Below are 14785 nucleotides of genomic sequence, written 5' to 3' on the forward strand. Positions count from 1 at the left end.
GATCTCACTTTAAACCGTGAGGTCCTAACTCCATAATCGCTCAATACTTGCCCGCTATCCTGAATGTGTAAATAAGGCGGGACCATGTTACAAAAAATTCTTCTGACAGTTTTTCTGATCACACCGGCGCTGGCCACGGCACAAACTTCGATGTGGGGCACTGGAATGTACGGCGGGATGCAAAGCTGTTCCACCGGAATGCGCGCGGGCAACGGTGCCACCAGCGTCGATGACGGCACCAAAGAAATTCAGGCCGAACTGCAAGAGGCCCAGCAGCAGCTAAAAACCAAAAAGGCCGAAAAGAAAAAGATCGACCGCACCCTGCAACGAACCCGCACTGATGTGGAGAAATCCATCTCCAGCGACTATGCCGACTTTATCTTTGAACACATGGAAAATTCCCGCCGCTGTGAAGAATACAAGGGCCTGCAGGAGCAGTCCGGGGAATTTGTCGCTCAAGGCGAAGAAGGTGGCGAACCCGCAGCCCCCAACGCCGACATGATTCCGGTGTATGGTTTTTCCACCGCGGAATGGAAACAGTACTGCGACCGTGGCAAAGCGGGCTCTGTCAGCGGATCCGTTTGCTCCAATTCCAAATACCGTGAAACTGATGGCGGCCGGGGCAGCGATGCCACCACCTGTAAAAAAGGGCTGTCTGACTATCGCAAGCAGTATTCCCAGTCAGAAAAACTGCAACGTGAAATCGAACGCATGGAAAACCAGATCACCAACCTGAAAGAAGATCTGAAAGACGCCAAAGCCGACGCTTTGGAGGACCGCCGCAATGGCCTTGCCTCTTCTGAAACTGAAGGTGGCGTTTGCGTCGAGTGTATTGCTCAAGGAAATGGATCTCAGGCCTCCGCTCCGAAAACAGACTGGGCCAATGTGATCGCTAACGTGGGCACAGGATTGTTCGCTTCGTATGTGGGTTACAAACAAAATCAGATGGTTGCTGAATACAACTCCAACGCCGGTTGGCCGACGCAGTCCTACCCGGCTTTGAGTTATGGATACCCCTATCTGATGGCAGGTCTTTATGGCGCGGTCAGCGGTGGCACCGGTCAGGGCAGCTTCGGTTGCGGCAGTGGTATGAACGGCACGGGCAACATGAATGGCGCCATGGGCATGGCGGGCGCCTATGGTATGGGTGGTATGTATGGCAACGCTGGTATGGGCGGGGCTTTTGGTTACCCGGCCGGCATGATGGGTAACATGATGGGTGGCGGAATGTATTCCTCCGGCATGGGCCCGTGGGGCATGAGCGGAATGAACATGGGCGGCATGGGGGGCCTCGGCATGTACGGTGGCGCCATGATGGGAAGTATGATGGGCGGATCCATGATGAGCAGCATGGTCGGCGGACTTGTCGGCTATGGTGGAATGATGGGGTCCATGATGGGTAACTATGGTTCAATGATGGGTTCCATGATGGGTAACTATGGTTCAATGATGGGTTCCATGATGGGTTCCATGACTGGCAGTATGATGGGTTATGGCGGTTTGATGGGTTCTATGATGGGCACCTACAGTGGAAGCATGATGGGCTACGGTTCGATGATGGGATCCATGACCGGATATGATTCTTCTTCGATGGCACTGCAACAGCAGATGATGCAAATGCAGATGCAGATGCAACAGTATCAAACAGCGATGCAGTATCAGCAGCAATACCAGCAACAGATGGTGCAGAAATACCAAACTGTGTCTTCCCTGCAGCAAGAGATGTACAACCTGATGTATCGAATTCAGCAGGTGCAGTACGGTGGCACAAGCTATCTGGGTGGAACACTCAGCTCCAGCACGTCGTCGGGACCAACACCGATCTATTCCACCGGCACCAGTTCCCTGGCACCGGTACCGATCATCAATTCTACAACCACTACAACGATTCCATCCGGACGTTAATATTCAAGAATCTACCAGGCACCCAGCCTTAACAAACGGGTGCCTTGTCTGTAAGAGTCCTCGGCAAAGCGCAGAATTCCATCAGAGCTCAGCTGCGACGTCAGGAACACCATATATACCGGCATCTGCTGTTTCAGTTGAACCTTGGTGTCTTTATCCAGCACTTCCCCCGGTTTTGCCATATAACGCTCGATCGCGGCGCGATCCCACTCGGTCCCCTTCATCAGGTATTCTGCCAGATCCACGGGTTTTTCCACCCGCACACAACCGGAACTAAGCAGTCGATGAGGCTCGGCGAACAATTCCCTCTGATTCGTATCATGCAGATAGATCGCATAGGAATTGGTCATCATGAATTTCAGCGAACCCAGGGCATTCATGCGATGCGGGCTTTGACGGATATAAATATTGGCATCCTGATTTGGATCCATGTTGTACCAGTCAATACTGGCCGGATCGAACCTTTGAGTGAAAGACTTGTTCCAAACCTGATAATGTCGGGTATCAAAGTATTCGCGGATCTCCCAGGGCCATAAATTCTTGATCTCTTCGACCTTGTCTTCGCGGAAGATGGTCGGAGGCACCACCCAGAATGGATTGATCACGATGTAGACTATTTTGTCCTTCATCGTAGGCGATTTTCTTTCAGGTCGGCCATTGATTGTGCGGAAGCTCATTGAATAGAAGCCTCCCCCGCTTTTGTCAACCAGGCTAAAATAGGACATCGCCAGGTTCACGAAGATATAGCGTTCTTCCACATACTGAGGGAACCAGCGCAGTTTTTCCATATCCAGTCGGATCTGTCGCATACGATCCTGACAGGACACATTCAGATATTTCCAGGTTTTGCCGCCCGGAGAAATCTTGCTGTCAGGTTTAAAGCGCAGATTCCACTGAATGTCATTCACCGCAGCCACCACTTTGTCATCATAGACGTTGTCGAGACTGTTCATGGGATAACCCAGCTGGACCATGCGTGTTTTTAATGGAATCACGATGGGATCTTTGCTTCCCAGCTTCAAAGTTTTTTTAACTTTGGGAAGCGCCGGCCACAGGTTATTCACGCAGGCATTGTTCATTTTGCGAAGACTGTCCCGCAATGCCAGATACTGGGGCATTTGTGAGGACATGGATTCCAGCAGCACATTTGGATTCTGTCCGGCGGCAGCCAACGCGGTCTCCAGCTCTATCGCTGTCGGGAATTTCTTCTTAGTGAGTTTTACATCCACACCGACCAGGGCGGGATCGACAATTCCAGTGGAAACATTCTGCAGCAGGCGCAGATAGTTAACGCTCGCCTGATTTCGCAAAGTGGGATTGAGTGGATCAACCAAAAAAGTTTGCTCCATTGAATCCGACCAGTAGCTCTTCGCATTGACTCCGTGATCCCCTGACTGTGTCATCACCCAGCGCAGTTCACTTACCGGAATTCTGTCCACAACGACCAGGTAGTCCTTTGAATTCTGCGCGTTCGCACTCAAAGCAAGGCTCAGAACAGTCAAGAAACCCATGAGACGCACCAACTCCATAACCCCTCCTCATGTCTTCTTTTAAATTAATTTTGTCTCCGTTCTTGCGGCATTGTTAGGCTGGGTCTGGTCGACGGACTTGAAGATTTCCAAAACAAAACAAACTGGATGTTTTGCCACAGAAAACTGGCTCTGACTTTGCTCCCTATCATTATCAGTTACAACATCGTTCCCCGGCTGCGATCCAATGCGAGTTCATCGCATAAAAGATCTACAGCTGTTGAACTTTTTTGGGAGGTCTCAAAATGAGATGGTCAAGATCACTTCTGACTCTGGGTTTGGTTGCCGTCAGCGTAAATTTGGCTGCATGTAAAAAGCAGTCCAACAATCCCGTGCGCACTGCCAAGGCCGCCAAAACCACAGCTCCCCTGACTGAAACACAAAAGGCGGAAAGAGCCGCAATGACCTCAGAACAACTTTGCTATCAGGATCTGTGCGCCTCGCAGTCGACCGAGATTTCCTACACAAATTTGATGGCGAAGGCAGCCCAACCAAGTGACACTCAGAAGGCTTATTACCAGCAACATCTGGAAGGCCGCTTAAAAGAAGTGATTAATGCCAAGGTGCAACTGCACACCACCACCCTGAATCAACTGCAGGCAAAAGAATCTGAATTTGCCAATGCGGAACTGAACGAAACGCAAATGCGTTTGATCAAAGTCATCTATATCCTGAGCGGAAAAGATGTCTCTGAAGCCGACAGAAAGGCCATCTTTGCCAAGATTGGCGGATATGACTTTGCAAAGGCTAATGACAGAGCGCACTTGCAGGGACCTCAGGCCTATCTTTTGGCAATGCATCCAGACAAAACTGTGATGGATGCCGCCCGTGCCGAAATCAACCTTGTCCTTGAAATGCAAGAGGCCCTAAATAAGGCTATCGGCTTCCGATTTATTGATCTGGATCACGGTGTGTTCGCCCGCTTGAAAGCCGGTGGGACTGCAGACGCAACTGAACTGAAGGATCTCATTCAAAGCTCCTACAGCGTGCGCTTGGTGCACACACTGACCTTGAAAGAAACGGCTATTGCCGATGCTCTGCCGCTGCAAGCCGAAACCATCCGCACCAATCTGGCGAAGTCCGATTTGAAAATCCGTCTGCAAAAGCGTCTTGCTGAAGCTCCGGGTCTGAAATCAGCCTGCGAAGTGCGCATGTACCAAGGGCTCAATCTGTATCCGGAAGTCAAAGACGTGACTGCCTTCCAGGAAAAAGTGGAAGTGGTGCGCGAACAGGTTTTAAAAAACCTGAACTCCCAGGATCCCGCATACGAAATCGTAAAAAAGATCAGCGTCTATATGCCTGAGTCCATCAATGATCTGTCCAAGTCCCTGGCGCAATCACTGACCGACAGAGCCCGCACCGACAAACTGCAAGTGGAGATGCTTCAAAAAATGGACGCATCCACAACACTGATGCTGGGTGCTTTGCTGTCGCAGACACTGGGCGAAAACGACATGCTTTGTGACGATCTGGTGAATCTGAGTATTTCTGATTTTGCCAGCCCCGGTCTGACTGGCATCAAAGTCAGCTGGATGTCGGTGAAGTTGCCCGCCTATGGCATTTCAATTCTGGCACATGAATTCGCTCACCACGTTTTTGCGCATACAAAACAGTTTGAAACTGCGAAAGCATGCCTGACAGAAAAGCAGGATTCCGCCCAGTTCCTTAATGAAGACTTCTCGGACGTACTGGCAGCCAAGGTTGTGTCACAACTGCAAAATGTTCTGCCTAAAAAACAATCGAACTATGGATGCTTCTTCGCTTCTGAAGAAAAAGATCCGTCTTTGAAAGTTAAGGTTGTTGAAGGTGTTGAAGCTGTGCATTCCTCAGGTCTGTACCGCGCCTTGCAAATTGCGCAGGTTCGTAAAGAAACAATCCCAGACACTTGCAAAAAACTGGTGTCTGCGCAAAACTCCAAAGCCCTTAATTCCTGCGAGATATAATTTGTGAAGAAGTGCTTCCTGAGTTTTCTATTTTTACTGAGTGCCTGCGCGCCGTCTGCACAAGAGACCGCGCCCGAGCACTCTTTACCTGACGGTGATGATTCCGCCATCGTCGGTGGCCGTCGTGTCACCAACACCGACCCCCGCGCCAACTGGGTCGTCATGATTCGCGGGAGCAAAGGATCTTTCCTTTTCAAAAGTTCGGGCATCTGCACTGGCGCTTTCATTGCTGAAGATGTGATTCTTACAGCGGCCCACTGTGTGGATGAAAAAGGCGCCACTTATGATATTGCCTATGGCCTGAATCCACTGGAAGAAAAAAGAAAAGTCCTTCGTATAGACAAAGTCATCCCACACGAAAACTTTGTTCGGGACACATCAAAACTGGGAGCCTATGACATTGCCCTGATCAAAATCCGAGACCCCAAGCCATCACGCCTGAAAATCCTGGGATTGAAGGCGGAAACAACTTTGGATCAACCGACCCCCTATCTGGCTATCGGCTATGGCAAAACATCCGACGGGGCCCGGGTTAAAGAACGGGGAATTTTACACTCCACCCCGACCATCATTTCTGAGATCAATGAGACCCATCTGATCGGAAACCAGAAAAATGGCATCGGCATCTGCCAGGGGGATTCCGGAGGACCTTTGCTGAAAGCGGATGAAAATGGTGAACCCGTGATCATCGGTATCACCCACGCCACTTTCAAGTACAAAGGGGACCCGATCGCTTCAAACGAATGTTACAGCCGGGCGGCCTATGTCAACGTGGCCAACCAAATGGACTGGATCCATAAAAATCTGAAAATTCTGTCTGATCATTCTGACCAATAAAAAAAAGGGAGCTTTGCAGCTCCCTTTTTCATTCGATCTTAAACCGAAATTCTTAGCGTTGGTTGGCTGGAGTCCATTTCAGACCCTCTTTGCCTGCCCATTTGCCACGAGGACGGTAGATACGGTTGTTTGCGTACTGCTCGAAAGCGTGTGCACACCAGCCGGAAATACGGGAAGCCGCGAAGATCGGCGTGAACAGATCTGTCGGGATGCCCATAGAGAAGTAGACAGTTGCAGAGTAGAAGTCCACGTTCGGCATCAAGCCTTTTTCGTTGAACATGGTATCGTCAATCAAAGTGGACATTTCGTACATGTGGTGGATACCAGCATCTTTAGTCAACTTGTCAGACATGCTGCGAAGGATACGAGCGCGAGGGTCGCCGTTTTTGTAAACGCGGTGACCGATACCCATAACTTTTTCTTTGGCTGCCAATGCGTCTTTAACGAACTGCTGAGCTTTTTCCATCGTGCCGATTTTTTGAAGCATCAAAATAACCTGCTCGTTCGCACCACCGTGCAAAGGACCTTTCAACGCGCCAATCGCAGAAACGATTGCAGAGTGAAGGTCAGACAATGAAGAAGCCGTTACGCGAGTTGCGAACGCAGAGCAGTTCAGCTCGTGGTCAGCGTGAAGGATCAAGCAAGTGTCCATCACTTTTACGTGCTCAGCTTTTGGCTCAGCTCCGCCGCCCAGCATGTACATCATGTTCCAAGCCATGGATTTGTCAGTTTTAGGAGCTACTGGCTCTTTACCTTTGCGGATGGCATCGAATGCGCAAAGAAGAGTTCCCATTTTCGCAGTCAAGCGAACAGACTTGCGCAAGTTTGCTTCAGCGCCGTTGTCGTTAGCATCAGAATCCCAGTGAGCCATCAAAGAAACAGCCGTACGCAACCAACCCATTGGGTGAACGTTGGTAGGGATTGCTTTCAAAACTTTGATGAAATCAGGGCTCAAAGCCATTTCATTGCGAAGTTGAGTGGAGAATGCCGCCAGCTCTTGAGCATTTGGAAGTTTGTCGTTCCAAAGAAGATAAGTTACTTCCTCAAAAGTTGAATTCGCAGCAAGATCATCGATCGTGTAACCACGGAAATTCAGAGAATCACCGACGATAAAAGATACTTTCGTCGTACATGCAACAACGCCTTCCAAACCCTTGTCCAAGGCGCCTTCATAGATATTTACTTCAGCCATCGTAGTTTCCTTTCTGACTTATCAAATACTTCTTTTTTAAACATTGTAGACTTAACAGGAGTTTTCACAAGTTGTCACGCGGTTCCCGCCCCTAGGTCGCATAAACAGGGAACCTGAAAACATAGTAAAAATCAGATTAGCGGGACGCCAGTTTAATGACCCGATCCTTCACTTCCGTGACGATCAAAGTCTGATCCCGAACGGGATCTGGCTTTCCGGAGTATCGCTCATTCGAGAGCAGAATCTCGTTGCGCAATTCGTGCACACCCTGCTTCGGGGCCCGAGAAATCGCTTCAGAAATCCCGTGTCCACCCCAGTTCACACCCAGGGAATTTTGGGACAGCTTCAAACCTTCGGTCGCCAGTATCAGGCGATCCCGCGGATTGAGCTGGATCACCCGGCTTTGTGGCTCCGTGTTAAAGTCCTTACCAAGGCTAGGACCGGTCGGCAGAAGCTCCACCAGACTGTCCTGACCATAGACCTGCATAAAGCCGTCAATGTTCCCGACAGAGCAGTACTGCATTTCAAAACTGCGTCGATCCACGATCCCATAGAACACGCTGGCCTTGTCGTCATTCTGGATGGACGGCACCACTTCCTTGGCCAGCAACGCCAGCACCTTGTGAGCCTCCAAGCCCCGACGGGCCTCGATCTGCGAAGAGATTTTAATGATCACGGAAAGCAGCACCGAAGACAGCGAATAACCGCTGGCACTGGAAATCAGAATGCCGAACTTGAGCTTGTCTTCGTGTTCAAAGATGTCGAAGTAGTCACCCCCCGAACGAGTGCCGGGAAGAAATTTGGTACTGAACTCAAAACCCTGAACATTGGGAAGTTCGGTGGGCGAAAGAAACTTTTGCATGATCTGCGCCAGCTTCAGCTCCTGGCTGATCTGAGCAATCATCTTTTCCAGGGCACCGTTGGCCTTGGAAAGCTCAAGGCGATAACGGTGAAGCTCTGCCTCTTTCACCGCCAGTTCATGTTCCAGTTCTGAAATTCGCTCTTTGAGTTCGTCTTGTTCTTTTGCCATGACGGCTTATATTAAATTCTTTTTTACGCCCAGTCGTGAAGGAACATATTGAGCTGTTCTTCTTCGGCCTTTAGTCGGGCTTGAATGTGCTCGGGCACCTGCCCTTCTTTCAAACTGCCCAGACCCTGCAGATGATAGCGGATCTCACTGTGTCGCTTGTGGACTTTTTCACGGGCCCAGGACATCACGGTGGCAGACAAAAGCTCCCAGCGTTTCCAGGTCGGACCGAAATAGCGGGACGCCTGCATTTCATCAACCTTCACGTTGCCGCCGAAGTGACCCCAGATCATTTGCGCCATCCACTGCACACCTAAAATCAAAGCAAACAACACAACAAACTGCAGGGTTTTATCCTGTGCCGTTGCCGTCCCGCTGGTGAAACCCAGATTCAGCAAGGTGCGCACTTCACCTGCGATCATCATACCCAGGAACGCCCCGCTGGCCGACACCATCGCAAACTGAGTACCAATACGACGGCATTCCTGATTCAACGAACGGCTTTGCCACCAGAAGAAAAGCATACGACCCACACGCTCCCCCGCAACCAACCCCAGGGCCGCGTTGAAAGAAATGGTGTTGGTCAACAGCAACCCCAAAGCCAAAGCCAGGGACCAGAATTCCAGCTGCACAATCAAACTGACCAAAGCCGCCAGACAGAACAAGGCAATCACCGTCGGGAAACGGCCATCCGCCAGGAAGTAAGCCAGATCACTTTGCCCCAGGGTCGTCATCAGAACACTGGCATTGCGAAGCATGGTTTCACCACCCACCAGGAACAATCCGGTGCCCAGAACCCAGCCCAGAATGTTTTTAATCTGCACGGACAAAAACACCGTCAGCAGACCCACGCCCGCAAGCCCCAGCAGGAAGTAGCCGTTAAAGCTCATGAACAACAAACCCAGTATCAGCACCCACCATGCACCCAGGGTACTAAGACACATCAGCAAAGCACTGGGACGAGTTCCCAATACCCGCAAATTTAAAAGTGCCATTCCCGAGTACAAAGACTTTTGTGGAGATGCTTCCAGCACCACCACATCCAAAGCGCGGATGAACATTTTCCCCAGGGTTGTTTCCAGCCCCTTGTCCAAAAAACTTTTTTGCAGGCCAGAGAAAACCACCGCCACGTACTTTTGTGACAGATAAAGCCCCAGCATCATCATGACAAAACTACCCAACCACATAAGTATCATAGCGAACCACCTTTCCCTCGTAAGAATGACGAACGCCCGGCAGCAGCTCTTCAGCCTGCATCGGACGCTTCACCACCACGCGCTTCACCGGCCAGGTCAGGGCCTCTTGCAGAACCAGACTGGCGTCATCGTCGTGACCAACCAGAACACGGAAGACCACCATTTCCTGCTTGGGAAGTGCGGATTTCTTTTTGTGCGGATACATCGGATCAAAATAAATGGCGTCCACTTCAAGCAGACCCTTGTTCTGTTTTAGAAACTGCAGGCTGTCGGCAAAGTGCAGTTCATAGGATTTCAGAGAGTCCTTTTTTGTGCGGGCAAAAGCTTCTTTCAAAAGAGCGTACAGCACCGGAGACCGCTCCACCCCGATCACCGAAAATCCCAGCTGGGTCAAAAACACACTGTCGATACCCATACCGACAGACAGATCCAGAATTCGCCGTGCGCCTTTGGCCACGCCCAGGGCTTTGGCGATCAGTTCATTTTTGCCGCGATGACCTTTGCGCTCGTAGTCCAGATGGTTTTTATCGAAATCAATTTCAAGCAGGCGCTTTTCCTGATCGCGCACATACACGCCCTCAGGTTCGACGAAGAAATGAAAGAAGTACTGTTCGGGATTTTCAGGATTCAGTGGCGCCTTTAGAAAAGACGCCCACTCGACAGCCTTGTCATGGACTTCCTGGGCGGAAGCCCGAACACAAATGCGAAGGCCGCCGTCTAGCGAAGCAGATACCAAAGACACTCAAAAACCCACATGCCAATGGCGATCAGGAACAGATAGAATCCAGCGCGGAACACTTTGCGCATCTCACTGCCCACGGGGCTGGAGATGTTTTTCAGTTTGTAGATGAAACCCACTGAGGCAAATGCCAGAACCACCGTCAGATAAACGCCCCAGTAAAAACCGGCGTAATTCAGATGATAAGTCAGATTGAAGATCAGGAACAAAATCCACCAGCCGGCAATCAGACGACGGGCCTTATCAAAACCCAGCCAGTTCACGGTGTTGGTGAAACCCGCCTGACTGCTTGGGAAGATGTTCATGAAGTTTCTAAGGTGCACTACGAACAGCACCAGCCAACCCCACACACAGCCCAGCCAGAAAGCTTCGATATCGCCGGGAACACCCATCGCGATCTGAAAGCCCACCGTCAAAAGCGGCCCCAGCATCACAAACAGTGCGAACTCGCCCCCGATACGGTACTTGAAGGAATTTTGTTTTTTAAACTGAGCCCATAATCCCACCGTCAGGCTGACAGCAAAGATCCCCGCCAGCTGCGGGAACGCAAACACCAGTGGCACCGCACACACCAGCGCCATGAAAAGGAAGAAGGACGACAGATGTTTAACCTGTGCGGCTGTGATCCAGCCATTTTGAATGGCGCGACTGCCGGAACGTTCCAGCACACGGTCAACACCCTTCATGTGGTCCATATAGTCGTTGCGCAAGTTAATGGAGATAAACGCCAGCAACACACCGATGGTCGCGATCGCGGTGGTCACCGGATCCTGCATGGTGTGATCGTCAATGTTCTTGGTCAGAATCAAAAACAGCGGCAGGAAAATCAGAAGGAACGTGCGCACCTTGTAGATCTGGGACATCTTGGCCCCGAAAGAAGGCTTGGTGATCTCGCTTAACGGAAGCACACGAAACGTCACCAGCTCGGAAGCAGAGTTGACGTTCAGGGTCTGCTGCGGCAGAGCCCGGTGAGTTTTGGAGAACGTCCCCAGCAAATAGGATTCAAACTGGGCGTCTTTTTTGGAAAGCGTGATCAGTTCACTCACGAAGGTTTCCTTCTCCAGTACAAAATCTCGGTCAGCGGGCGCAGTTGATCAATCAGCTTTTCTTCGCCCGGCTTCAACAGGGACTGCAGGCGCTCCAGATGGTGATCATACATTTTGATCAGGCCGCGGTTGATTTCATCGAATTCCGCCAGTTTCTGGTCAAAGCGCGCTTTGCCGCCGACGTTTTCGTAGTACTGCTCCAAAGTTTTGGATTTCACGATATGGTCGATTTCATGGCGAGTGGCCCCGGCACACATGAACGCCCCGAAGGAATTCAGATAACCGGATTTCAAATCACCCAGGATCGCTTTGCCTTCGTCGTTACGGATGTCGTAATCCAGAAGATCATCACTGCGCTGGAACAACTGCCCCAGCAGCGTGCCCATTTCAGAAAGAATGTTGTGCAGTTCCTCGTCGTAGCGTTCCTGCGCGATGAACGGCGCACGGATGCACCACTTAAACAGACTTGCGGTCTTCAGATTGTGAATACGATCCAGCTGTTCCATAGTGACGAAGAAATCACCCACCACAGAGTCCTGCAGCCATTCACCTTCCAAAAGATCAGAAATCACTTCCGCTGTGTACTGAACCAGCTTGATGTTCCCGTGACCGGAAAGGTTCACCATCACACGCGCCAGCAGATAGTCACCCGCCAGAACCGCGTACTCCGGCGTGTATTTCAGCCACGCAGCTGTCTTGCCACGGCGAAGATGAGAGCGGTCGATCAGATCATCATGAAGCAAAGAGGCGTTATGAATGAATTCGATTGTCTGGGACAAGAGCAGCTCAGTTTTAGGTTCAATGCCCAGGTGAGCCGACATCATGCGGATCAATTTTGCGCGGAAGCCTTTGCCGCCGGAAAACAGGTCCTCGTAAAGCTTGTTCAGCTTTGGCAGGTACGCCGGAAAATCCTTTGGATCATAGACTTTAAGATCAATGACGCTGCGTTGCAATTTTAACTCCTGAAGAGGTCGAATAGTCCCGCTAACTTCGCGATTTATCTGCTTGCTGTCAAGGGCTTCAAGGCCGTAAAGTCCGAGACATTATGAATAAAGTCTTTCGCACGAAAAAGACCATCACCTTCAGGGATGCCGACCCTGCGGGAATCATGTTTTTCGGAAATATTTTTGGTTTCGCCCACGATGCTTTTGAAGAATTCATCGTCGACGCCGGCTACACCTGGAACGAGTGGTTTTCCACCCGCGACCTGCTGATTCCCCTGCGCCACACAGAATCCAACTTTCTGGCGCCATTCATCCCCGGCGAAACCTATGACGTGAATGTGTCCGTCGCAAGTTTTGGTGAGACTTCCTTTAAAATGAAGTACGTCTTCACCGAAAAAGACAAAACCCACGCCATCGTCACCATGGTTCATTCCGTGATTGATGGAAAGACAAAACAAAAGGCGACCCTGCCGTCGCTGATGAAATCCCGTCTGGAGCCTTATCTGGAATCCACCGGTCAAGGCTGCTAGAGGAGCGCGCATGGAAGAGTTTAAATTCACAGGAAAAGAATGGTGGCGCGAAGGCGTTCGTTTTGAATGCACAGGTTCCGGCAAATGCTGCACTTCCCACGGCGAATACGGCTTTGTGTACCTGAGCCTGGAGGACCGCCAGCGTTTTGCCAAACACCTGAAAATGCGCACCGGCGATTTCACCCGCAAATATTGTGATATGACCGGCGGTATCTGGCACCTGAAAGAAGACCCGAAAAACCCGGATTGTATGTTCCTGAAAGGCAAAGGCTGCAGCGTCTATGAGGCCCGCCCAACCCAATGCCGTACCTGGCCGTTCTGGCCCGAGGTTATGAACGCCAAATCCTGGGCCAAGGACGTCAAAGCCTTCTGCCCCGGCGTGGGTAAAGGCCCTGTGATCCCGGCTGAGCGAATCGAGCAACAGATTCGCGAACAAATCAAAAGCGAACAGGGCTGGGGCAAGTAAGCTGCTTCAGTGTCAAAGTCTTAGACAGTCGGGCATTTCTTACCGTTATCCAGCAAATTCCATCATTGCAATTCTAAGAAGTGAGGTCCCTTGTGTTACAAAGGACCTCATGAAAAAACTCATCTTCCCCCTTATTGCTTTGACGCTTGTTTCCCTGCAGTCTTTCGCCGGTTCCAAAGCCACGGACCGTTCCTACAAGTACTGCGATGACATGACCCAAATCGACAAGTTGCTGGATCGCAGCCGCGAATCTGTAGAGCGTATCCAGCGCGAAGGTTTGAATATCGAACGCATCGTCGTTTCCAAAGACAAACGCCAGTTGTATCTGGTTTCCGGCGACACTTTGCTAAGAACTTACACTGTGGCTTTCGGCTGGAACTTTATCGGTCACAAGCAGTTCCAGGGTGACGGTAAAACTCCGGAAGGCATCTATACCATCGACTACAAAAATCCAAAGAGCCAGTTCACCAAGTCCCTGCACGTGGACTATCCGAACAAAGCCGATATCGCTTATGCAAAATCCCAGGGTAAAGACCCAGGTGGTGACATCATGATTCACGGTCTACCTTCCAACCCACAGAAATACGAGCGCATCAGCAAGATTCACCCGTATGACTGGACACTGGGTTGCATCGCCGTGACCAACAAGGAAATCGAAGAGATCTACGCACTTGTGAAAGAAAGAACCCTGGTTGAAGTCTGCAAAATCAGCCCAACCAAATAAGAATTGAAATATTAAGGGCGGCGCAACTGATACTTGCGCTGCACCCCTTCAAGACACGACATCTTCCCCGCATCATCAATGACCCGGTCACACATCAGAACTTCCTCGCGCACAATAAACTTGTTACGAAGCTTTCCCAGACACTGAATCTTTTCGTCATCACTAAAACGATCCGCACAGAATCCCACCGCCTCCACGGTAAATAATTCCGCGGCGGACATTTCGTTCAGACAACGACGTTTATCTTCATCATGAAAGAAGGACTGGCACAAACGGCTTGCCGCCTGCAACCCCGGGCGAGGGTCCACTTTCAGGCGCGTGCGGTACGGAAAAGGTCTTTGGATGTCGGCAAGACAACGGGCCTTTTCATCATCAAAAGTCAAAGACTCACAAACGTCCACTTCCTCGGGACGGATATCTCGGTTCACAATACCCGCAAGACAGTTCACACGGTCGGCATCAAAATTTTGATTGCGGCAAATAGGTAAGGCCTCTTTAGTCACCCAGTTGGCAGCGCTTTCCAGGCGGACGCATGGGGGGATTTCACTGTCCTCCTCGATCGCAAGGCAGAACTGCAACGCCGCCTGCAGGCCCGGGATTGGATCCGGAACCGGAATCGAGTGGGCTGGAGCCGAAACCAACATCAAAACGAAAAGTACCATCTGTTTCATAGCGAGACCTCATCCCTAATATGGCCGTTTATGTGA

At 50.8% G+C, this 14785-nt stretch carries 14 protein-coding genes; 6 read left to right on the forward strand and 8 right to left on the reverse strand.

Translation table 11 applies throughout. From position 1 onward, the window contains the following. Positions 1-84: 84 nt before the first annotated feature. Positions 85-1905 carry a hypothetical protein gene (locus tag ACNQKP_RS01415; RefSeq protein WP_417862348.1) on the forward strand — a complete coding sequence of 607 codons (1821 nt, stop codon included), beginning with the start codon at positions 85-87 and terminating at the stop codon, positions 1903-1905. Between the two features lie 11 nt (positions 1906-1916). On the opposite strand, the gene ACNQKP_RS01420 is transcribed toward ACNQKP_RS01415, so the two are convergent. After that, positions 1917-3434, reverse strand: a complete 1518-nt coding sequence (locus ACNQKP_RS01420) for a L,D-transpeptidase family protein (protein ID WP_417862350.1) — start codon at positions 3432-3434, stop codon at positions 1917-1919. 245 nt (positions 3435-3679) lie between these two features. On the opposite strand from ACNQKP_RS01420, the gene ACNQKP_RS01425 reads away from it, so the two are divergent. Together ACNQKP_RS01425 and ACNQKP_RS01430 are read left to right on the forward strand one after the other, a co-directional pair. Beyond that, positions 3680-5377 carry a hypothetical protein gene (locus ACNQKP_RS01425; RefSeq protein ID WP_417862351.1) on the forward strand — a complete coding sequence of 566 codons (1698 nt, stop codon included), beginning with the start codon at positions 3680-3682 and terminating at the stop codon, positions 5375-5377. Between the two features lie 3 nt (positions 5378-5380). Continuing rightward, on the forward strand, positions 5381-6214 hold the full coding sequence (locus ACNQKP_RS01430) for a S1 family peptidase (protein WP_417862352.1): 834 nt from the start codon (positions 5381-5383) through the stop codon (positions 6212-6214). A 52-nt stretch (positions 6215-6266) separates the two neighbouring features. Here ACNQKP_RS01430 and ACNQKP_RS01435 read toward each other — a convergent pair whose 3' ends face one another. The 6 genes from ACNQKP_RS01435 to ACNQKP_RS01460 all read right to left on the reverse strand — a co-directional run bounded on the left by ACNQKP_RS01435 (position 6267) and on the right by ACNQKP_RS01460 (position 12367). Beyond that, positions 6267-7406 (reverse strand): citrate synthase, encoded by a 1140-nt coding sequence (locus tag ACNQKP_RS01435; protein WP_417862353.1) that lies wholly within the window; start codon positions 7404-7406, stop codon positions 6267-6269. Positions 7407-7542: 136 nt separating this feature from the next. Further along, positions 7543-8436: a PP2C family protein-serine/threonine phosphatase gene (locus ACNQKP_RS01440; protein ID WP_417862355.1), complete on the reverse strand. Its 894-nt coding sequence runs from the start codon at positions 8434-8436 to the stop codon at positions 7543-7545. A gap of 23 nt (positions 8437-8459) precedes the next feature. After that, a complete protein-coding gene (locus ACNQKP_RS01445; RefSeq protein ID WP_417862356.1) occupies positions 8460-9629 on the reverse strand; it encodes a hypothetical protein in 1170 nt (389 codons plus the stop codon). Next, a complete protein-coding gene (locus ACNQKP_RS01450) occupies positions 9607-10371 on the reverse strand; it encodes a class I SAM-dependent methyltransferase (RefSeq protein WP_417862357.1) in 765 nt (254 codons plus the stop codon). Before ACNQKP_RS01450 ends, ACNQKP_RS01445 begins: the two co-directional genes overlap by 23 nt. Continuing rightward, positions 10347-11414: a prenyltransferase gene (locus ACNQKP_RS01455; protein WP_417862358.1), complete on the reverse strand. Its 1068-nt coding sequence runs from the start codon at positions 11412-11414 to the stop codon at positions 10347-10349. Before ACNQKP_RS01455 ends, ACNQKP_RS01450 begins: the two co-directional genes overlap by 25 nt. After that, positions 11411-12367, reverse strand: a complete 957-nt coding sequence (locus ACNQKP_RS01460; RefSeq protein ID WP_015089722.1) for a polyprenyl synthetase family protein — start codon at positions 12365-12367, stop codon at positions 11411-11413. The genes ACNQKP_RS01455 and ACNQKP_RS01460 overlap by 4 nt, the downstream gene beginning before the upstream one ends. A 92-nt stretch (positions 12368-12459) precedes the next feature. On the opposite strand from ACNQKP_RS01460, the gene ACNQKP_RS01465 reads away from it, so the two are divergent. From ACNQKP_RS01465 to ACNQKP_RS01475, 3 genes are all read left to right on the forward strand, one after another. Beyond that, entirely contained in the window at positions 12460-12888 is a 429-nt protein-coding gene (locus ACNQKP_RS01465; RefSeq protein WP_417862360.1) for an acyl-CoA thioesterase, read from the forward strand. Between the two features lie 10 nt (positions 12889-12898). After that, positions 12899-13354, forward strand: coding sequence for a YkgJ family cysteine cluster protein (locus ACNQKP_RS01470; RefSeq protein ID WP_011163128.1), 456 nt, complete (start codon positions 12899-12901; stop codon positions 13352-13354). Between the two features lie 109 nt (positions 13355-13463). Continuing rightward, positions 13464-14078 (forward strand): L,D-transpeptidase family protein, encoded by a 615-nt coding sequence (locus ACNQKP_RS01475; protein WP_417862362.1) that lies wholly within the window; start codon positions 13464-13466, stop codon positions 14076-14078. An 11-nt stretch (positions 14079-14089) separates the two neighbouring features. On the opposite strand, the gene ACNQKP_RS01480 is transcribed toward ACNQKP_RS01475, so the two are convergent. Next, the gene (locus ACNQKP_RS01480) at positions 14090-14749 is read right to left on the reverse strand and encodes a hypothetical protein (RefSeq protein WP_417862363.1); all 660 of its coding nucleotides are present in this window, start codon (positions 14747-14749) and stop codon (positions 14090-14092) included. Between the last annotated feature and the right edge of the window lie 36 nt (positions 14750-14785).

The sequence above is a fragment of the Bdellovibrio bacteriovorus genome, from assembly GCF_048286975.1.
Taxonomy (GTDB): domain Bacteria; phylum Bdellovibrionota; class Bdellovibrionia; order Bdellovibrionales; family Bdellovibrionaceae; genus Bdellovibrio; species Bdellovibrio bacteriovorus_H.